The sequence below is a fragment of the Lysinibacillus sp. NPDC095746 genome (genome assembly GCF_044763535.1).
In the GTDB taxonomy this organism is placed as follows: Bacteria; Bacillota; Bacilli; order Bacillales_A; family Planococcaceae; genus Lysinibacillus.
Genome location: NZ_JBIWGL010000051.1, coordinates 1 through 21,778, shown reverse-complemented (window position 1 = coordinate 21,778; position 21,778 = coordinate 1). Strand labels below are relative to the sequence as shown.

At 37.2% G+C, this 21,778-nt stretch carries 8 protein-coding genes and 1 pseudogene; 8 read left to right on the top strand and 1 reads right to left on the bottom strand.

The window, feature by feature from the left end; translation table 11 throughout:
• The first annotated feature begins 398 nt into the window (after window positions 1-398).
• The 6 genes and pseudogenes from ACIQ7N_RS22995 (at window position 399) to ACIQ7N_RS22970 (ending at window position 15,117) form a co-directional block, all read left to right on the top strand.
• Window positions 399-1,670 carry a nucleotide sugar dehydrogenase gene (locus ACIQ7N_RS22995; RefSeq protein ID WP_248717841.1) on the top strand — a complete coding sequence of 424 codons (1,272 nt, stop codon included), beginning with the start codon at window positions 399-401 and terminating at the stop codon, window positions 1,668-1,670.
• Window positions 1,667-2,380: a WecB/TagA/CpsF family glycosyltransferase gene (locus tag ACIQ7N_RS22990; RefSeq protein WP_402936493.1), complete on the top strand. Its 714-nt coding sequence runs from the start codon at window positions 1,667-1,669 to the stop codon at window positions 2,378-2,380. The genes ACIQ7N_RS22995 and ACIQ7N_RS22990 overlap by 4 nt, the downstream gene beginning before the upstream one ends.
• 603 nt (window positions 2,381-2,983) lie before the next feature.
• Complete coding sequence (locus tag ACIQ7N_RS22985) at window positions 2,984-6,298, top strand: S-layer homology domain-containing protein (RefSeq protein ID WP_402936491.1); 3,315 nt, start codon at window positions 2,984-2,986, stop codon at window positions 6,296-6,298.
• A 1,078-nt stretch (window positions 6,299-7,376) separates the two neighbouring features.
• Window positions 7,377-9,212 (top strand): annotated as a pseudogene (locus ACIQ7N_RS22980) (bifunctional metallophosphatase/5'-nucleotidase); the annotation flags it as partial.
• 86 nt (window positions 9,213-9,298) lie between these two features.
• Window positions 9,299-13,774 carry an endonuclease gene (locus ACIQ7N_RS22975; protein WP_402936489.1) on the top strand — a complete coding sequence of 1,492 codons (4,476 nt, stop codon included), beginning with the start codon at window positions 9,299-9,301 and terminating at the stop codon, window positions 13,772-13,774.
• A 338-nt stretch (window positions 13,775-14,112) separates the two neighbouring features.
• Window positions 14,113-15,117, top strand: a complete 1,005-nt coding sequence (locus tag ACIQ7N_RS22970) for an acyltransferase family protein (RefSeq protein ID WP_402936487.1) — start codon at window positions 14,113-14,115, stop codon at window positions 15,115-15,117.
• Window positions 15,118-15,662: 545 nt separating this feature from the next.
• Here the strand turns inward: ACIQ7N_RS22970 and ACIQ7N_RS22965 are convergent.
• Entirely contained in the window at window positions 15,663-15,980 is a 318-nt protein-coding gene (locus tag ACIQ7N_RS22965) for a hypothetical protein (RefSeq protein ID WP_402936485.1), read from the bottom strand.
• A gap of 583 nt (window positions 15,981-16,563) precedes the next feature.
• Between ACIQ7N_RS22965 and ACIQ7N_RS22960 the strand changes: the two genes are divergently transcribed.
• Both ACIQ7N_RS22960 and ACIQ7N_RS22955 read left to right on the top strand, forming a co-directional pair.
• Entirely contained in the window at window positions 16,564-19,713 is a 3,150-nt protein-coding gene (locus ACIQ7N_RS22960) for an S-layer homology domain-containing protein (RefSeq protein WP_402936483.1), read from the top strand.
• Between the two features lie 316 nt (window positions 19,714-20,029).
• Window positions 20,030-21,526 carry an S-layer homology domain-containing protein gene (locus ACIQ7N_RS22955; RefSeq protein WP_402936495.1) on the top strand — a complete coding sequence of 499 codons (1,497 nt, stop codon included), beginning with the start codon at window positions 20,030-20,032 and terminating at the stop codon, window positions 21,524-21,526.
• Window positions 21,527-21,778: the final 252 nt, after the last annotated feature.

Genomic DNA, 21,778 nt, shown 5'->3' with positions numbered 1-21,778 from the left:
TCCGTAGGATGCCACATTCAGAAACGGCTATCAAAGTGAAAAGAGCCTTTGACAGCCATTTCTGAATGTGGACATATAAATACACGGAAGTTACGGCAAAAAAATGTAGGGAGGTTTAAATGAGTAAGCCCAATTCATTTATCAATCAGACGTTTAAATAAAAATCAGGGTTGAAACTTTGTATAATATTTTTACACAATATTAAGGACTTGACTCCAAAAGCGCCACAAACCGACAAAACTTTTGCTAATCGGACACAGAAAACAGCTTCAAAGTAACAAATTGATTCACACTTTCAGTGGAAAGATGTATACTATAATGCAGAACAAAATGCATTACGCATTTATAGAACATATAACAATGACTACTCGTTTTTGAAACGGAAGGAAGAATAGAGAATGACTAAATCAATTTGTGTCGTTGGACTTGGCTACATCGGTTTACCAACGGCTGTAATGTTTGCCAACCACGGCATAAAAGTACATGGGGTGGATGTAAACCCGGCAGCAGTAAAAAGTATTCAAGAGAAAAAACTTCATATTGAAGAAAATGGATTACAGGAGCGCTTGAACAAAGCAGTAGATGAAGGTTTCTTAACGGCGTCAACGACACCACAGGAAGCGGACGTATTCATCGTTGCTGTTCCGTCGCCAATTAATCCTGATAATACAGCAAATTTAGAATATGTGCGTCAAGCTACGGCTTCGATCGTGCCATTCTTGAAAAAAGGTGACCTTGTCATTCTTGAATCGACAGTACCACCGAAAACTGTAGAGCACATTATGCTACCAGAGTTAATTAAAGCAAATCTTGAATTTGGTGTAGATTTATTTGTAGCACATTCACCAGAGCGTGTTATTCCTGGTCGTATTTTTGAAGAATTAGTGAACAACGATCGTATCGTTGGTGGGATTGATGACAAGTCTGCTCAAATGACAAAAGAGCTTTATCAAACATTTGTAAACGGTACAATCCACCTTACAGATGCCACTACAGCTGAGTTAGTAAAAGTAATGGAAAATACTTACCGTGATGTAAACATTGCGTTTGCCAATGAGCTTGCAAAATTAGCCGAGAAGTTAGACGTAAACATTTGGGAAGCGATTAAATTTGCGAACTATCACCCACGTGTAAATGTCCACTTCCCAGGTCCTGGTGTAGGTGGTCACTGTATCGCGGTTGACCCTTGGTTCCTAGTTGAGCTAGGTGGCGAGACAGCCCAAATTATTCACCTATCTCGTAATACAAATGATAGTATGCCAAGCTTTACAGCACAAAAAACACAAGCAATCTTAAATCAAAACAAAATTGCTGGTGGCAAAGTAGCTGTACTTGGACTAGCCTTCAAAGGTAACGTAGATGACATGCGTGAAAGTCCATCGACAATCGTTATTGACGAGTTACAAAATCTTGGATTAGACGTTATTTCATACGATCCACACATTAAAGAAAACAAACATGCTACACAAACACAAAGCTTAGAAGAAGCGACAAAAGATGCAGATATCATCGTTGTTCTAACGGATCATAATGAATTCAAAGCATTAGATGCTGCAGAAATTACAGCGAAATCAAAAATCGTCTTTGATACGAAAAACTGCTTAAAACGCGATAAATGGGAAGAAGCAGGCTTCCAGTTCCACCTTTTAGGAGATGCGAAAAACCGATGAAAGAAACAGTACTTGGCATCAATGTCAATACGGAAGGCTACGATGAATTAATGGAGATGGCATTCGAGCGTATTGAAACAAAACAAAAAGCGCTCGTTGTTGCCATCAATCCCGAAAAGATTATCAAGGCAAAAGAAGACCCTGCTTTAAAGAAGCTGCTTAACGAAGCGGAATTTCAAATTCCAGATGGCATCGGGGTTATTCTTGCTTCCAAAATTCAAAAAGGGCAAATTCGTGAACGTGTTACAGGCGTCGATATGATGATGAAGCTTTGCGAGGAAGCGGCAAAACGTGGCAAGCCTATTTTCCTTTACGGAGGAAAACCGGGTGTTGCAGATGCGGCCAAAGCAAAACTACAATCATTATTTCCTTCTATTAAAATAGTCGGCACACAGGACGGCTATGAAAAGGACGAACAAAAGGTACTTGACCGCATTAATGAAGCGCAGCCCGACCTACTTTTTGTAGCGATGGGCAGTCCAAAGCAAGAAAACTGGATTAATGCAAATCGCGATCAATTACATCCAACTATTTATCAAGGCGTAGGTGGGTCATTCGATGTGCTGGCGGGTACAGTTAAACGTGCACCAGAGATTTTCCAAAAATTTGGTCTTGAATGGTTTTATCGATTAATGAAAGAACCTAAGCGTATCAAGCGTCAAATTGCACTTCCATTATTTTTATTGGAAGTGGCAAGGCAGAAACGGTAATAATTTTTAAAAATTGGTATTGTCGTTTTAAATTGAAAGTGTTAGACTGTATTTGTATAGGAATTTCCTCTATGAAATAAATAGAATTCCCTGCAAGGAAACAACGGTTGGTAGCCCAAGCGAAAAAAGCTCAAGCATTTATATGCTTGAGCTTTTTTCGTGTCTGGAAATATAATGCTGCACTAAAACATAGATGCGTTATCCAAAAGTCCCACAGAACATTCACCGATATGTCTTCTTATTTTACGCCCTTACATTTTCCATAGAAGCAAAAAGAATTACCAATTTTAATAGTAATGAAAATGGCTTGCTTACCTATAATTGTTTATTAATGTAAAAACATTGAACATATAAGGTTTGCATCCAAATTATTGTTGGAAAAGATGTGTAATAATACTTGAAAAATCAGCTTAAATAGATGACAATGGTAAAAGAGAGTTGTATGTCCATGTTTTTCCGGAAATGAATTAGAAACTTTCCCAAAATATGATTGACAACTTTTAGGTATGCAACTATACTTTTATGTGTAGTTGTTTATTTACTGCATTTCTATGTATTTGTAGTAGAGACATATTTTATGAACTTAGAGGAGGAAATTTTTCTATGGCTAACCAACCAAAGAAATACAAAAAATTCGTAGCAACAGCTGCTACAGCTACATTAGTAGCAGCAGCTATCGTACCAGTTGCTTCAGCAGCAAGTTTCACAGATGTAACAGACACTAACTCGCACAAAGATGCAATCAGCAATCTTGTAGATGCTGGTATCATCAAAGGATATCCAGATGGCACATTCAAACCAGACCAATTTGTTTCTCGTGGTCAAGTGGTTAAATTATTAGGTCGCTGGTTAGAAACTGAAGGTTATGAAATTCCAACTGACTGGAATACAAAACAACGCTTCAACGATCTACCAGTAACAACTGCTGATAAAGAATTAGTGCAATATGCTGCACTTGCTAAAGATGCAGGCGCATTTAACGGTGCAAACGGCAACTTAAACTACTCACAAAATATGGCACGTCAACAAATGGCAATCGTTTTAGTTCGTGCTATCAAAGAAATCCAAAAAGTAGATCTAGTTAAAGAGTACAAAGATGCTAAATTCACTAGCGAAATCTCTGACCTAGGCGGTCTTAATACTGAACAACGTGAAGCAATCACTGCTTTAGAGTATGCTGAGTTAACAAAAGCAGCTACACTACCAGGTAAAGCATTCAAACCAAATGACACAATTACTCGTGCTCAATTCGCTTCTTTCTTAGATCGTACAATGAAACTTGAAGTACCATCTCATGCAAAAGCTGCTGTAAAAGCTATCAACAACACAACTGTTGAAGTAACATTTGATCAAGAAGTTGACAACGTACAAGCTCTTAACTTCGAAATCAAAGATCTAGAAGTTAAAAATGCAGCTGTAAAATTAACTAACAAAAAAGTTGTTGTTTTAACTACTGCACCTCAAACAGCTGACAAAGAGTACACTGTATCTCTAGGCGGCGAAGAAATCGGTAAATTCAAAGGCGTTAACGCTGTAATCCCAACTAAAGTTGATTTAGTTGAAAAATCAACTCAAGGTAAACTTGGTCAACAAGTAACTCTTAAAGCACAAGTTACTGTAGCTGAAGGTGCTTCTAAAGCTGGTATTCCAGTAACATTCTTCATCCCAGGTTCTGCTAACGGAGTAAAAGCTCCTGTAACAGTTGAAGCTGTAACTAACGATGAAGGTATCGCTACTTACTCTTACACTCGTTATGCTGCAACAAACGATACAGTAACTGTATACGCTAACGGTGACCGTTCTAAATTCTCAACTGGCTATGTATTCTGGGCTGTTGATACAACATTAACTATTACTGAAGTAACTACAGGCTCTACTGTCAACAACGGAGCTAACAAAGTTTACAAAGTAACTTACAAAGACCCAGACACTGGTAAACCAGTATCAGGTAAAACATTAAACGTTTCTGTTAAAGAAAACATTGATGTAACTGTTGATAAATTACAAGATGTTACTATTAACGGTGTTCGAGTTGCTCAAACAAGCTCTTCAAATATTGATGCTGCTCAAATTACAACTGATTCTAAAGGTGAAGCTACATTCACTATGACTGGTTCAAATGCTGAAGTAACTCCTGTAGTATTTGTTGGCGAGACTGGAACTGGTAAAAATGTTAAGCAATATAATGCTGATGCATTACAAGTAACAGCTGCAAAAGTTAAATTTGGTGCAACACAAGCTGACTATACTCTTGAAGTAACTCGTGATGGTGGCGAAGAAGCTGCTACTACATTTGAAAACGGACGTAAATATAAAGTCGTTGTTAAAAATAAAGATGGTAAACTAGCAGCTAATGAAACAGTAAATGTTGCGTTTAACGAAGATATTGATGGCGTTATCTCTACAACTACAGAAGCTAAATTTGTTAAAGTTGAAGATGGAAAACAAACTGGTTGGGATTATAAATATGATAAAGATGCAAAACAAATCATTGTTAAAACTGACTCAAAAGGTGAAGCAACTTTTGTTATCGGTAATGACAAAGCAAACTCATATGCTACACCAATCGTTTGGATCGATGTAAACTATCAAAGCGGAAAAGTTGGTACTTTAGATAAAGGTGAACCATCAGCAATTGCGCCAATTTCTTACTTCCAAACTGCAACTATCGATGGCTCTAAATTAGTTGCTAAAGATGGAAAAGGTGAAGAAGCTTCTAAATTCGTTGGAAAAGATCCAGCAAAATTTGAAGTAGTTCTTGTAAACCAAAGTGGTAAAACAATGAAAAACTCTGGATACACAACTCCAGATGTATCTTACTCTATTGAAAATACTGGTGCTAACGAACTTAAAGTAAAATATACTTATAATAAAGTAGAAAAAACTCAAGAAGTTGGTTCAAATCGTACTATTTCTGTGATTGCTGACAATGGTACAATTGAAGTATTCTCAGAAGAAAATAAATCTTCTTCAGTTAAAGTTCTTGCTACAGGTATTGCTAAGAAGTATGAGGGAGATAAAGTTGTAAAAGAATTTGCATTCAGTGCTAAAGAAGCGACAGCTACATTTACTTCTACATCTGAAGTAACTAACTTATTCTCTGGCGATATCAAAGAATTCAATACTGATAAGAAAACTATCGTATTTACTGATGGTACTAATGATAAATCAGCAGTAAAATATGCTGGTGAAACAGATACGAAATACACTTACAAAGATGTAAACGGTGCACCACTTTCAGAAGATGGGTTCATTGGAAAACTTAAAGATGCAATTACTGCGAAAAAATCAGTAAAAGCAACTTACGAGAAGAAAGATAAAGAAGTAACATTCTATCTAGTAACTACTGAAGGTGGAAATACTCCTCCAGTTGATACAGAAAAAGTAAAAGAAGATGAAAAAGCAGAATTAGAAAAAGCAAAAACTGCTTTAAATGAAGCAATTAAAACAGCAGAAGATGCTAAACTAGATGAAGCAAAATACACTGCAGATTCTTGGAAAGTATATGCTGATGCATTAAAAGCAGCAAAAGCTGACGTATCAAAAGCTACAAAAGCAGAAATTGAAAAACTAACTAAAGACTTAACTGATGCTCAAAAAGCATTAAAAACAAAAGCAGAAGCAGAAGCAGAAGCAGATGCTAAAGCTAAAGAGGCAGTAAAAGCAGAAGCTGCAAAAATCACTACAGCAACAATTGATACTACAACTAGTAAATTAAATTTACCAGTAGTTGCTGATGGTTATACAGTAGCAATCAAATCTTCTTCTGATACAGTAGTTATTAAAGTAGATGGTACAGTTACTCCAGATGCAACTGCAGATAAAGATGTTGATGTAGTATTCACTGTAACATCAAAAGATGGAAAATATACTGCAGATTCTGCGGCAATTAAAGTAACTGTTCCTAAAACTCCTTAATAAAACTAAACGAAACGTTACTTAATAAACTAGCTTGCTAGTGAAATAAGTAGATGACGACCCCATAGATTTAACTTGAAATAGTTAGACTCTATGGGGTCTTTTCTAACTATCGTATTTGTATTCATCAGGGAAGTTCTGATGCGTGGGAAACAGTTCCGTTTGCTCGCGAGCCTAATCCTCCTGCATCCAGTGCGAGTGTCTATCCGCTCAAAGGGGTGAAGTCAGGTGAAGTCGTACTCAAGGAATTGAGGCGGGGTTCTTTAAAAAATGGCTATGGCTAGGACAACGAATCCATGTAGGCTGTATGTGTCGATTATGTATGCGTAATTGCTAGGGGTTCATGCATAATTCTTTCATTTGCAATAATGAGGAGATCATCTGCATAATTTGGGAACTGTTAAACAGATGATGGGCATACTGTATAGTGGGAGCCTAAGGTCATTAAAAAGAGGGAACAAGACGATGGAACGTTTGAAGTCTTTTCGGAAGAGGTTCGATAGAAAACCTACGAAGTCGAAGAGATGGCAGCGGGTTCATAGTAGTGTGGATTGCTAGCCGATTGGACTTGTATGGTAACATATGAGAAGGGTAAAACTAGAAGGAGCGAAGGAACCCAGTCAGTAGTAGTTCTATGAGAAACTTATTTCCCCAAAAATTTGTTTCTTTCCATATGATATTTTCCAGAGGCAATCATGTTATGAGATTGCCTCTTTTTTAGTTAAGAGAAGTATAAAATAGCCTCTCAACCTGTAACTACCTGGTTGAGAGGCTATTTCTTTGCCTTTGCTTTTATAGTTATGCGATAGAATCTCTAGGTTTATATGTTAATAATCTGTTATAAAATATCAATTCTCTATAAAATGTGCGAAATTCTATCATTACAATTCATTAACACAATATAAATACTATAAAAATAGTGTATTAACAATAATATGTTTACATATATATGTAGTGGGGAAATATGTTTCGAATAGTTTACTATTGATGGCACGCCGTATGCGATGAAAGTCGCCTGTGCGGTGTAGGCCCAAACCGAAAGCCTAGATAGAGATATATGGTATAAGGTGGGAATAGCAAAGATAAGTTTACTTTGTCGTTAATGCATTCAAACGACACACATGCAAATTTGAACAATATTGCTAGAAAGGTGACTGCAGTTAAGGAGGTTAGAGCGAAAAAACCTAATGCATTACTATTAGATGCCGGAGATGTTTTCTCTGGAACTTTATATTTTAACGAATTTAAGGGACAGGCTGATCTAGCCTTTATGAATTTAATGCGTTATGACGTGATGACATTCGGTAACCATGAATTTGATTTAGGTTCGACATCTGAAGGACATCAAGCCTTAGTTGATTTCATTAAGGGAGCACAATTCCCATTCGTTTCAGCTAACGTAGATTTTTCAAAGGATGACAAGTTTAAAGGTCTATTTACGGACCTTATCTCCAGTGAGCCACAAAAAGGTAAGATCTATAATGGCATTATTAAAGAAATAAATGGCGAAAAAGTGGGGATTTTCGGATTAACAACTGCTGAAACAAAAGAGATCTCCTCTCCGGGCAGTGTTGCATTCGAAAACTATATCGAGGAAGCCAAAAAAGCAGTAAAAGCCTTTGAAGATAAAGGTGTCAATAAAATAATTGCCTTAACGCATATTGGGTATGATGATAACCCTGCATATGATAATGACCTTATTCTAGCGAAATCTGTAGAAGGTATCGATATTATTGTAGGTGGTCATAGTCATACTCAGCTAGATAAACCAACCGTTGTCAATCAAAATACGACTGGACAAGCAAAGGATCCAACGGTAATCGTACAAGCGTATCAGTACAATGATTATTTAGGTACTTTAGATGTTACTTTTAACCATAAAGGTGTTGTCGTTGAGCATAATGGTGCTTTATTAAAAGTAGCTAATTATGCTGAGGATGCACAAGCAGTAGAATTGTTAAAGCCTTTTAAGCAAAAAGTAGAAGAAGTCTCAAAGAGAGAGATAGGTGCAGAAGCGTTAGTAGCGTTAGAGAATCCGCGTACTGGTGGAGATAATACAAAGCCAAGTGTACGTAGAAACGAAACACCTTTAGGCAATGTTATTACAGATGGCATGCTTGCGAAAGCGAAAATGTATAATGCGAATGTCATTATGGCTCTTCAAAATGGTGGAGGTATCCGTGCTGGAATTGATCAAGGACCTATAACAGTTGGTGAAGTAATAACTGTACTTCCTTTCGGTAATACATTAGCGACAATGTCTTTGACAGGAAAAGAATTGAAACAAGCATTTGAAATTAGTGTTGGTCAATACCCAGCTGAAAATGGTGGTTTCCTACATGTTTCTGGTGCAAAGGTAGAGTTCGATTCTTCTAAAAAAGCTGGTCAACGTATCGTAAAAATTTCATATAAGGATACACAAGGAAATTACAAAGAAATTCAAGATAACGAGACTTATACAATTGCCACGAATGCTTTTACTGCAAAAGGTGGAGATGGTTTTGATGTCTTTGAAAAGGCATACGAGGAAGGACGAGTGACAGACTTAGGCTTATCTGACTGGGAGAACCTTGCTGAACAACTAAAGTCCTTAGGCAAAGTCAATCCAAAAATTGAAGGAAGAATTGTAGATGTTGCTAATAGTCAAGTACCTGATAAGAATATCCCAGAGTCGGAATTCTCTGGTACAGCAGACAAACCAAAGGTGTATGAAGGAAATGCAACAGTAGATATTAACAATATTTCTTTATTAGAAAATGCGGTAGTGAAAGGAAATTTAATTATTACAGGTGCAGTAAAGGATGAATTATCTTTTTCAAACGTACAAGTAGAAGGGAATCTAGATCTTTCAGAGGCAGATGCTAAAAAAATTAATTTTGATGGAATCACTGTTACTGGAGAAACAATTCTATAATTCTTGTGCAAAGTCTTCTCTTCGTAGAGAGAAGGCTTTGCATTTTAAAAACTAACTTTCCTAAATTTGAAAGGAGAATTAACTAGATGTCAAAGAAGAATTGGAAGAAGCCGATAAACGCCTTTTTAGCAACAACTCTAGTCGCGAGTGTTGCCGCACCAGTAGCACCCCTCACTGTACAAGCTGAAACATTAGCAAAGGATTTAATCATTTCGGAGTATATAGAAGGAAGCTCCTTCAATAAAGCCATTGAAATATATAATGGTACAGGTGCCGCGGTTGATTTAAGCAATTATACGTTAGAGCTTCATACGAATGGGGAAGTTACCGCGAAAAATAAAGCGAGTCTGACGGGTACTCTAGAAAGCGGAGCTACTTATGTTTTATATCATAAAGATGCAGCGCCTAACATTAAAGCAAAAGGAAATCTAGAAAACTCAACTGTTATTAATTTCAATGGAAATGATCCAGTCGTATTAAGGAACGCTGGTGAAATAGTCGATTCCATTGGACAAGTCGGTTCTTCAGCGGATTTTGCTAAAGATGTAACTTTAGTAAGAAAAAGTTCAGTCTTGTCGGGTGATACAAATATTGAGGATCCATTTAATACAGCTTTAGAATGGACTTCATATCCGGTAGATGATTTTTCTAATTTAGGGCAGCACGTTATGGATATTGATTCAGGTCAGCCTGTTGACCCTGAAGCACCGAAAGTCCTCTCGATTAAAGAAGCTCGGAATAAGGCTGTAGGTGAAACGGTAACGATTAAAGGTAGAGTTGCGGCGGGCTTGAAAAATACGTTCTCCGTGCAAGACGAAACGGGCGGTATTGCCGTAAGACCTACTAGTTTAGCTATGTCTATTGGTGATGAAGTTACTTTAAAGGGTAAGTTAGCTGACTATCGTGGGCTACTACAATTAGATGGTGCGACAATCGTTGAAAAGGTTGAAAATGTCGGTGCACCTTCTCCAAAGGTAGTAACAGGTTCTCAAGTAAATGAAGATAGCGAATCACAGTTAGTAACAGTGAAAAATGTTACGCTTACAGATGTTCAACAAGGGGCTGGATGGGCAAACTTTACTGCAAGTGACGGAACAAATTTCCTCGTACGAGATGAAACAAATTCGCTTGGATTAGCTGTCGGTACAAACTATGAATCTATCACTGGTATTGTTCAACAATTTGATAACGACTATCAAGTCATTCCTCGATCAAAAGCAGATATTGTAGTGGACAGTTCAGCATTAAAGCCTGCAAGTGCATCTCCTGGAAGTGGGACGTTTGTTGGAAAAACAACAGTTACTTTAACAACACCGACAGCCGATGCAGAAATTTATTACACATTAGATGGCACGGTGCCGACTGATAAAAGTCTTAAATATGTGACACCAATTGAAATTAGCAAAAATACGACTTTAAAAGCAATAGTTAAAGCGAAAGATGGCACATATAGCGAAATAACTACATTTGATTATCGCATTGCTGATCAACTCCAAATTCATGATATTCAAGGTGCAGGACATGCTTCAACCTTTGATGGTAAAACAGTTGAAGGAATTGAAGGAGTCGTAACTTATTCATTTACGTTAAATAATAATTGGTATTATACGATTCAAACGCCAGATGAATTGGCAGACCATGATCCGAATACTTCTGAAGGAATTTTTCTGTACAGTGGAAAGAAACCATGGCCAATAAAGGTAGGGGATTTAGTATCTGTTAAAGGTAAAGTAAGTGAATATGCTTACGATGGCTATGATGATAGGCAGCAAACGGATTTAAAAACAACTCAAATTAATGTGCGTGACGATCAAGATGGGAAAGTAGAAGTCATTAAAAGTAGTGTAGCTTTACCAAAAGCAATTGAAATCGATAAGCTAAAAATGTCATTTAGTCAAATCGACAGTGATCAACTCCAAATTTTTAATCCAACAATTGATGCTATTGATTTTTGGGAAAGTATTGAAGGGATGAGAGTAGAAGTTGGAAACGTGAAGGCGGTAGCACCTCAGGAGCATGGAGATTTAGTAACAGTGCTTGAGGATGAACCGACGGACACAATTCACGGTGGGGTATTGTATGAGAAAGAAAATGCAAATCCGAACAGAATTCAATTCCGACTAGAACCGAATGGCGCTGCACGCAATTTTGAAGTGGCAACAGGTGATAAATTTAAAGGGCCAATTACGGGAATCGTAGGCTATTCCTATCAAAACTTTAAAATCTATGCTTCTTTAGATGAGATGAAGGCTGCTTATGAAAAAGGAAATACAGCACCAGAGACTACAAAAATAGTAAAGGCAGAAGATAAGGTAACAATTGCCTCGTATAATTTGGAGAACTTCTCTAATAACAAAACTTCGACAACTGATGATAAAGCGAGAAAATTAGCAAGAGCAATTGGTATTGATATGGGTAGCCCTGATATTGTCGGCGTAACAGAGGTGCAGGATAATAATGGGTCATCTCCGGGTGATTCAAAAGCGGATCAAAGTTATAAAAGATTAATTGACGCTATTAAAGGTGTTGGTGGTGTCGAGTATCAGTATGTGAATATCGATCCAATTAACAATCAAGACGGTGGAGCACCGGACGCTAATATTCGAGTTGGCTTCCTTTATAATCCAAAGCGAGTTAAGCTGAAAGAAGGTATGCCAGCAGGAGATGCTACAACAGCAGTTGGCTATAAAGATGGGAAATTAACATTGAACCCTGGTCGAATTGATCCGGCAAATGAAGCGTTTCATAGTAGCCGCAAACCTTTAGCAGCACAATTTGAATTCCAAGGTGAAGATGTAATTGTTATCGCAAATCATTGGAATTCTAAAAATGGAGATACTCCTTTATTTGGTGCGATTCAGCCGCCACAGTATGGAAGTGAAAAGCAACGTAAAAACATCGCCAACATTGTTTATAATTTTGTTGAGGACGTTAAATCAAAAAATCCAGATGCAAATATTGTTTCTTTAGGTGATTTTAATGATTATCAATTCGCTGATGCACTTAAAATCCATGAAGGTCAATTGATGACAAATATGATTAATAAAGTGGATGCTTCGGATCGTTACACATATGTTTATCAGGGGAACTCACAAGTATTAGACCATATTTTAGTGTCAAACAATTTGGCAGAAAAAACGGATGTCGATATCCTCCATATTAACGCTGACTTCACGGACATGGCTGGTCGTGCAAGTGACCATGATCCTGTAATGGTACAAATCGATGTTAAGAAAGGTTCAACTGTTGAACCGATTCTGCCTGAAATAGTATATGACTATAAGAACTTCAAAACAAACAAATTGACAATAAATAAACCTAGTGTGGCAGTGCATTTAGATGCTCAATCTGTTATCCCAAAAGGTATTTTCCTGAAAGGCGCCTATGCGGAGCTACATGGAGAAGGCTTTAAGACGACTGATGTAATCCTAAGTCCAGCTAAAGCAGGGATGATTATCGACCTTAAAGGCAATAGCGTGAAAACACTCACAATTGAAGGTCCAAAAGTCAGTGAAATAAGAGGCGCTGAAAATATAGATATACAATCGATCATCTATAAAAAGGGCGCTGCTCCTGAACAAATTAAATTTACAAATTCGAAGGGGGATCCCATTGTGGATCCTTCCTTGCCTTCGGAAAACAAGCAACCAATCATTAAAAATCCGATTTCAAATAAAACTGTAGCTGCTGGAGAGGAAATTCAAATGGATTTAACAGATTATTTTTCCGATCCTGATGGTGATGAACTTTCATTTACGGCTACAAAGGGCACTATAAGTGGAAAATTATTAACACTCAATTTAGATGAGGGTAGTCATATTGTTGGCGTTACAGCATCTGATGGCAAGAAAAGTGTCACGACAAGCTTCAGCGTGACAGTAATGGCTAATGATTATTATGCAGGCGCATATAGCAAGGAAGGTCAAGCACTAAAAAAGGCTCTTCATGATATCATTTCTGAACAAAAGGTACTTTCTTATGATGATGTTTGGGATGCTTTAAAGTATACAGATGAAGATACTAATAATCCGAATAATGTCATTTTATTTTACTCTGGGAAATCTAGTCCAAAAACAAACAGTGGCGGCAATGTGGGAAACTGGAACCGAGAGCATACGTGGGCAAAATCACACGGAAACTTTGGGACAAGCAAAGGACCCGGAACAGATATCCATCATTTACGCGCAACCGATGTACAAGTTAATAGTGCAAGAGGAAATTTAGACTTTGACAATGGAGGCAGCCCAGTCGCTGGTTGTAATGGCTGCTTTAAAGATTCAGATTCATTCGAACCACCTAATCGCGTAAAAGGTGATGTAGCACGTATTTTATTATACATGGCAACTCGTTATGAGCCTGGAGATAAGGTTGATCTGGAATTAAATGACAAAGTCAATAATGGAATAGTCCCTTATCACGGTAAACTCTCTGTTCTTTTACAATGGCACAAGCAAGATCCTGTAGATGAAAATGAAAAACAAAGAAATGAAAGAATTTATGATATCCAAGGCAATCGAAATCCGTTTATAGACCATCCTGAATGGGTGGAGAAGATTTGGTGATGGAAAGTTCCGTTAATGCAGTGACCTTAGACTTTCGATATTACTTTCTTCTTTATTAATATAGAAGAGTACTTAAAACGCCACTTTAAAGTTAAGTGGCGTTTGTTTATCTCAAATTCTAATCTCGTTGAATCAAGACGTTGATTGATTTGCTTTAATTCGCTTAAAACTTCCTCCAACGCCGATTTCATCTCGCTTCTATAATATATCTATCTTGCTAACTATCTCTCTTAAATGTAATCCCCTCATTATAGCATAGATAACAAGTATCTCCATTGCATTGATCGACAAACTATGACAGACTTAAATGAGATATAATAGTTTTAGGAGAATGTTCAGTGATCAAAGAGTGGGATTTACTGCGTGTGGTGGCGTGTTTGTCTATTTTATTATTACACACCTCTTCATGGATTATTATGGAGGTAGGTGTAGAGCCAGAGCAGTCGTTTTATCTGTTTTTACGGATTGCGCTCTGTTATGCAACGCCGACGTTTATTTTGTTGTCTATTTTAATTTTGGCAAATCGTTATCAAGTTAAAATACCGAATAACTTTTGGCCGAATAGAATTCAATATATCTTTCTACCATATTTAATGTGGGCCATACTTGATTCTGTAATTGTAGAGTTAATTTATCACAATGGCTTAGTATGGGAAAAGTTTGTCAGTAATGTTGTTAACGGTGGGTTTGTAGGTTGGTTTGTTGTGGTTATGATGCAGTTATATGTAGTCTTTGCGTTGATGAAGCGGTTTAAATGGTCTATGGCTTGGTTTTTACCGTTATGTGTGCTGATTATGTTAATCCATCATTCATTGATTGCCTTGCCATATCCATTTTTTGAAGAAAATGATCTCATGTTGCGTTTACTTTTTACGGGCTGGCTTGGTTATTTTGCGATAGCATATGCGATGGGTGTGTATTATACGCAGATTGCTGCGCTTGCAAAAAAGTATCGTTACGCGATGGTTGTGTTGTTCGTATTATCTGCTATCTTTTTATATATCCGTCTGCAGCTCGGTTATACAGAGACGCATTCGAGACGACTTGATTTAATACCGCTTGTGATAAGTATCGCCTTGTTGGTAATTGCCTGGGGGCAGTCGCTACCTTATACGAAAACGGTGCAATTGCTAAGTCGATATGCGTTTATGATCTATCTCATTCATTGGGAGGTTCTACGGATATCAACAGGATGGTTTGTGGATCATTTTAATAGTACGCTTGTGCGAGTGCCATTGCTAATGTTGTGGGCGCTAATCGTTTGTATTACAGTGACGAAGTTAATTTCGATGCTTCCATTTAGTCAGTTCGTAATTGGGAGAATAAAAAAGCGTACCGCATAGGAAAAGCAGTGATTTCTTTAATTATAGAAATCACTGCTTTTTTTGTTTCACCGGTAGCAATTAGGAATGCACCGCTAGGGAATAGAAGTATCGCCAATAGCATCCCATTCCGCAGTTTCAATAGATTCACGAATATCGCATACGATACTAGGCATGTGTTCCAACCATTTTAATAATCCTCATTTTCAATTCAAATTAATATAAAAAAACCAATGCTATAAATGTCCAGCACGCCCTGTGCAAAAAGCCCGTGTAGCAAGAATCGCCGATACCCCCAAGAATATCGCTGATAAAAAGCATAGAATCGCTGATACCTCCAAGAATATCGCTGATAAAAAGCATAGAATCGCTGATAAATAGCTAAGAATCGCTGATACCTCTAAGAATATCGCTGATAAAAAGCAAAGAATCGCGATACCTCCAAGAATATCGCTGATAAAAAGCTAAGAATCGCTGATACCACCAAGAAGATCGCTGATAAGAAGCAAAGAATCGCTGATACCCCAATAAGATCGCTGATAAGAAGCAAAGAATCGCTGATACTCTCAATAGATTGCTGATAAGAAGCAAAGAATCGCTGATACTCTCAATAAGATCGCTGATAAGAAGCAAAGAATCGCTGATACCACCAAGAAGATCGCTGATAAGAAGCAAAGAATCGCTGATACCCCAAGAAGATCGCTGATAAAAAGCAAAGAATCGCTGATACCCTCAATAAGATAGCTGATAAGAAGCAAAGAATCGCTGATACCACCAAGAATATCGCTGATAAAAAGCATAGAATCGCTGATACCACCAAGAATATCGCTGATAAAAAGCAAAGAATCGCTGATACCCCTAAGAAAATCGCTGATAAAAAGCAAAGAATCGCCGATCCCTCCAAGAAGCTCGCTAATAAAAAGCTAAAAATCACTAAAAAGCTGATAACGATAATCTCAAGAAAATTGCTGGTAAAATATCAAATATTGATAGAATAACGGCAATTGCTGATTAAAAAGTGCCAATTCATAAGTCAATTTCTGAACGAAAAAGGGCTTATGTAATATACCAAAAAGCTAATAATATATGAAACTTGTGGAAAAATTAGATAGAATATAGGGAATATAAGAATAAATTACCAACCTAATTGTGACAAGAGTTCACGAATTGTTCACTAATGGTTTTTCATCAATTATTGCTTGAAAGTCGAAAATTGTAGAAATATGGATGGTAAAAATGACATGGGTAAGATGGTATATTTTCCTTGTGGCAGTAAGGTTTGTCTGTTAATTTTCAGGATGGTAGCAATGACTATTTTTGTACAAAATATGGTTAAAAAACCTTTAGAATTGAGGTGTTACCACAATTTTCATTCCAGGTATTTCATTTTGAAATTTATTATCTCGTACTCTTATAATGAAGTCGTAGTCACGAATATTGGCTAATTTATCTAGGAGGTAATTTCATATGAAACAAAAATATAGTAAATGGGTTGTAGGCGCAGCTTCAGCAGCCCTAGTAGCATCAGCAATCGTACCAGCAGCAAGCGCAGCAAGCTTTACTGATATTCAAGATAATGACCATAAGGACGCTATCTTAGCATTAGCAGACGCTAAAATCGTAGCAGGTTACCCAGACGGCACATTCAGACCGGATGCTGTAGTTACTCGTGGTAATGTAACTAAATTCTTAGGAAAATGGTTAGTTTCAGAAAATTACGAAATTCCTGCAGACTATGCAACAAAAGCTCGTTTCACTGATTTACCAACATCAACACCTGACAAAGAGTTATTACAATATGCAGCACTTGTTAAAGATGCTGGCGTATTCAAAGGTTCAAATAACCAATTAATGCAAGCTAATAACATGAGCCGTGAGCAAATGGCAGTTGTTTTAGTACGTGCTATCAAAACTGTTTATAACATAGATTTAGTAGCTGATTACAAAGATGCTGACTTCGAATCGGTTATCACTGATTTAGACAAAGCTACAGCTACAGAAAATCGCGAAGCAATCATCGCGTTGGAATACGCTGGTATTACAAACGTTAAAAATGTACAACAGTTCAATCCTAAAAACTCAGTAACACGCGGTCAATTTGCATCATTCTTACACCGTACAATTACTATGGGTGAACAAGCATCTTTAACTGTTAAAGAAGTTAAAGTTGTAGATGCTACAACATTAGAAGTAACACTTTCTGATGACAAAAAACACACGGTAACATTACCAACTCCACTTCCAGAAAACAAAGAAACTAAAGTAGAGTTCGTTATCAATGGCAAAACTTATTCTGCTGAAGTTACATATGTAACTGCGGCAAAAGTAAAATCTGTTGATGCAGTAAATGCAAAAACTTTAGCTGTAACATTCAATAAACCAGTTGAAACTGAAAAAGCTAAATTTGAGCTTAAAAAAGATGGCTTCAAATCTAACTTCTCTTCTATTACATGGAACGAAGATAAAACAGTTGCAACAATTGAATTAACAAGCAAGATTACTAAAGGTGAATTCACTGTAAACGTAACTGGTCTTTCAGATGAAGCACTAACTGGTTCTGTGAAAACAGAAGACGAAAAAGTTTCTCATATTGAAATCCTTGGTGAAGTAGCTCCATTAACTGGTGTTAATACTACAGCTACAATCGGTTACCAAATTAAAAACCAATATGGTGAAGACATTACAAAATTAAACTCTTCATCTTTAACACTTTCTACAGCAGGTGCTGATAATGCAGTTTCAAATGCAGACGGTTCGATCACAATTAATAAAGCTGCTGGCCTTAAAGAAGGCGACAAAGTAGTACTTACAGTGATCCACGGTGCTACTGCAACAACAACTACACAAACTGTAACAGTTTCTGCAAAAACTGTAGCATCTGACGTAACAATTGGTGCTCTTTACAACAAAGATGGCAAAACGTTAACTGAAGATACTGCTTTAGCAAAAGATAAATTCTATCTTCCTGTTACTGTAAAAGACCAATACGGTAAAGAAATTACTGACGTAAAACGTCTAAAAGATGAAGTTCTAGTAACAAATACAAACCAAGCTGTTGCAACATTCGGTGAATTTGAAAAACAAACAATCGAAGGCAAAGATGTAGTTGTTCTTCCAGTTGAGAAAATTGTAGCAACTGGTGATACAAACGTAATTGTTATCGCTAAAGCAACTGGTAAAAATGGACAAGCGACAGTGAAAGTTGCTGAAGGTGTACGTGCGGATTCAGTTACATTAGGCGCACCAACAAAAGTTGTTACTGCTGAAGCAGACATCCTATTCCCATTATCTGTTTTAGACAAACAAGGTAATGCTATTAAGGATACTACTGTATTAAACGGTTCTAAAGGTATCACTATTACTGGTGGAACTTTAGTAGAAAAAGATGGCGAGCTTTATGCAAAAGTAGCAGGCGCTAACGTCAAAGAAAACACACCAGTAACTGTTGTTGTAACATCATCAACTGGTAAAGTTGCAACTCAAACAGTTATTCCTAAATCTACAACTGCACCAAAAGTAATCACTGGCTTAAATAGCAAAGTGAGCACGGCTATCCGTGAAATTGCTGGTGAAAAAGTAGAAATCACTGCAAAAGACATCGTAGTTGAAGATCAATTCGGTCAAGTTATTTCAACTGATGAGCTTCTTGCAAAACTTGCAACAGCAAAATACACAATCGAAGCATCTACAGATGAAAATGCACCATTCGAAGTAACAGGTAAAATCGGTGCAGCTGACAACAAAATTACAGTAGCATACAAAGCAGGCGCTACTAAAACAACTGCTAATGTAACATTCAAACTTGTAAAAGAGGATAATACTGCAATTGAAGCAAGCACTTACTCTAAACAGTTCTCAGTTGTAAAAGATAGCTCATTTACTTCTTATAAAGTAGAAGATATTAAACCTATCTATGTAGCAGGTACTGCTGGATCTTTAACAATCCCAACTGGATATGGTAAAGACATCGTTGTGAAAGCAGTAACTGCTAATGGTGGAGAAGTTACACTTAAAGCAGGTTCTGACTACACTGTAAAATCTGCAGTTCTTACAAACGTTGCAGATGGTAATATTACTACTGATGATGCAGCTAAAGTAGAATTCGATAAAGATGCTAAAACTGCAACTGCAAAAGTAACAATTACAATCAATGCTACTGGGGAAGAAATCGTGAAAGAAGTAACATTCTCTAACGTTGCTCCTAAAGTAGAAAAAGTAGCTGTAGTAGAAGACGGTAAAGCTGATCAATACATTAAAGGTGAAACTGTTAACTTCGTAACAACTTCTTCTTACAATGTAGCTGCTGACTTCGACTTAGATGCATTCTTCAAATTAGCTGACGTAGTTGTTACTGACCAATACGGCGTAATGGCAACTGTTGCTGAAGCTGATGCTACTGGCGCAGTTAAAGGTCAAGCTGTATTTAACGGTGTTCCAACTGCTGCTGCAACACTAACTTTATCTAAAGTTTCTGGTGAAGTAGTATTCAGCAATAATGGTACAGCTACAGCATCTGCTACAGGTAAAGCTGGAGACGTATTCAATGCTCGTGTAAACATTGGTGGTCAAAGCGCAACTCCTGTAAAAGTTACAGCTAAACAAGACTTCAAAAACTAAGAAATATTTTTTAAACAGTGGAGGTTCGAGTTAAATCGAACTCTCTGCTGTTTTTTATTTATGGGGAAAATTATGACGATGGTAAGAAGAGCAGGGGGAATGGATAGAAAAGCGATAACGACGGAATGAAAAGTCACACGCTAAATAAAATCACAAAAATGACAAATATATCTTGAACCGATTCATATAGTGCTTCACCCCAACATTCGATAGAAAAAAGTAACTCTTCATAATAGAAGATTATGAAATATTTGGATTCCCTTATACGTATTATAATAGTATGATAGACAAAATATGTTAAGGGGTTGAGCTGGTGATGAAGAAGCATACTTTATTTCAAGGGGCATTAGTTGCTGCAATAGCGACAAGTGCAATTGTAGTAGTACCAACTGCACAGGCAACAGATAAATTTTCTGATGTTGATTACACGAAGGAATACGGTGTAGCGGTAAAGAATTTAGCTGAACGCGGAATTATTAAAGGTTATGCAGATGGTACGTTTAAGCCATTCGCTAATGTGACGCGTGGACAGGCTTCGAAGATTTTAGCAGGTCTTCTAGGGCTGGATACTAAAAATGTAATGGATCCACAATTTACGGATGTAAAACCGGGCGATGAATATTATGGGGCCATCGCAGCCTTGGAAAGTGAAGGGATTATCTCAGGGTTTGCTGACGGATCCTTCGGTGTCGATCAAGCGATTACACGTGAACAATTAGCGCGAATGCTAACGACCGCATATCATTTAGAATCTACTATTGGTCAGACATTACCATTTAAGGATATTGTAAAATATTCAGATGCTTATTACGCAGTCGCTCCATTGTTTGAGAATAATATAACGAAGGGGATTACATCAACTACTTTTGGCTTAAAAGAGACTGTCAATCGTTCGCAGCTTGCGTTATTTATTCATCGTCTTGAAGTTATGAAGGCTAAACGAGTGACCCAAACATTTACTGCACAGGAGTTTAATTCAACTAATATTGATGCTTATTCTAACGATAATCTAACGCCGGATGGAGAGCATGAGTTCTTCCGCATTCTTCGAACAAAAAATGATATGCAGATAGAGGCGTTACGAGAGGGATCGGGCTATTTCATGCTAGTTGGCTACAATATTGATAATGATGAAAATTATGAAATCGTCGAAATGCAAAAATATAAAATTGATGTAACAAAAGTAGATGGAAAATTACAAATTAACTGTCAACCAACAGATGAAGTGACACCTGGCTCAGCAATGATTTTTGAGCAAGATTTAGGCTTTGATCCGAAAAATATTCAGCTAACTACAGCTGCTGGACAAGCTGTTAGTAATAAAGTTTTCAGCTATAAGCCATATGAATTTGATGGCTGGGATGAACAATCGATTCCTAAGGGCGGTAACTATGTGCTGTCGTTATTGCAAGCAGGTGACTATATTGCGACTTTCTCTGATAATAAAGGACATTCGGTACGTGTAGGTATCCATGCAGAATCTGATGGCTATGGATTGTATTCAACATTAGCGATTGAAAAAAGCAGTGCGTTCATTCCCAAAAGTGAAATTGGCTTTAAGGTGAAAGATTTCAAAATTGAGCAATACACAGGTGCAATGCATGATCATAAAATAGTTGATGTCGAGCTTTCAGCAGATGGTGTCACTGTAAAAAGAGTCGGAAAAGGTAATTCTGCTTTTTCTGTCCGTCTGAATGGAGAAAATGGTGAGAAACTATATGTACATGGCATGATCCATGAGGTAAGTGGTATAGCAGCAATGAACTATGAGCTAGCAACACAAGAACAAATGGAGAATTCATCATTTAATTAAGAAACCGGTAGAAAAGACAACATCGCTGATAAAAGCAGAAAAATCGCTGATAAGCATCAAAGAATCGCTGATAAAACCAAGTAAATCGCTGATAAACATCAAAAAACCGCTAACAGCACAAAAGCCTCCCCAATCATGCGGGGAGGCTTTTATATACGACGGATTGTAATATTAAGTGCAACACCCAGAAGTCAATATAAAGAAAGCCCATAACGACCTCGTGTAAAATGTAGTTACCACACAAACATTCAA

Bases quoted from the DNA above. Each gene is read 5' to 3' on its own strand.
- ACIQ7N_RS22990 (WP_402936493.1), top strand. From the start codon at position 1,667: ATGAAAGAAACAGTACTTGGCATCAATGTCAATACGGAAGGCTACGAT.
- ACIQ7N_RS22975 (WP_402936489.1), top strand. From the start codon at position 9,299: ATGTCAAAGAAGAATTGGAAGAAGCCGATAAACGCCTTTTTAGCAACA.
- ACIQ7N_RS22960 (WP_402936483.1), top strand. From the start codon at position 16,564: ATGAAACAAAAATATAGTAAATGGGTTGTAGGCGCAGCTTCAGCAGCC.
- ACIQ7N_RS22995 (WP_248717841.1), top strand. From the start codon at position 399: ATGACTAAATCAATTTGTGTCGTTGGACTTGGCTACATCGGTTTACCA.
- ACIQ7N_RS22955 (WP_402936495.1), top strand. From the start codon at position 20,030: ATGAAGAAGCATACTTTATTTCAAGGGGCATTAGTTGCTGCAATAGCG.
- ACIQ7N_RS22985 (WP_402936491.1), top strand. From the start codon at position 2,984: ATGGCTAACCAACCAAAGAAATACAAAAAATTCGTAGCAACAGCTGCT.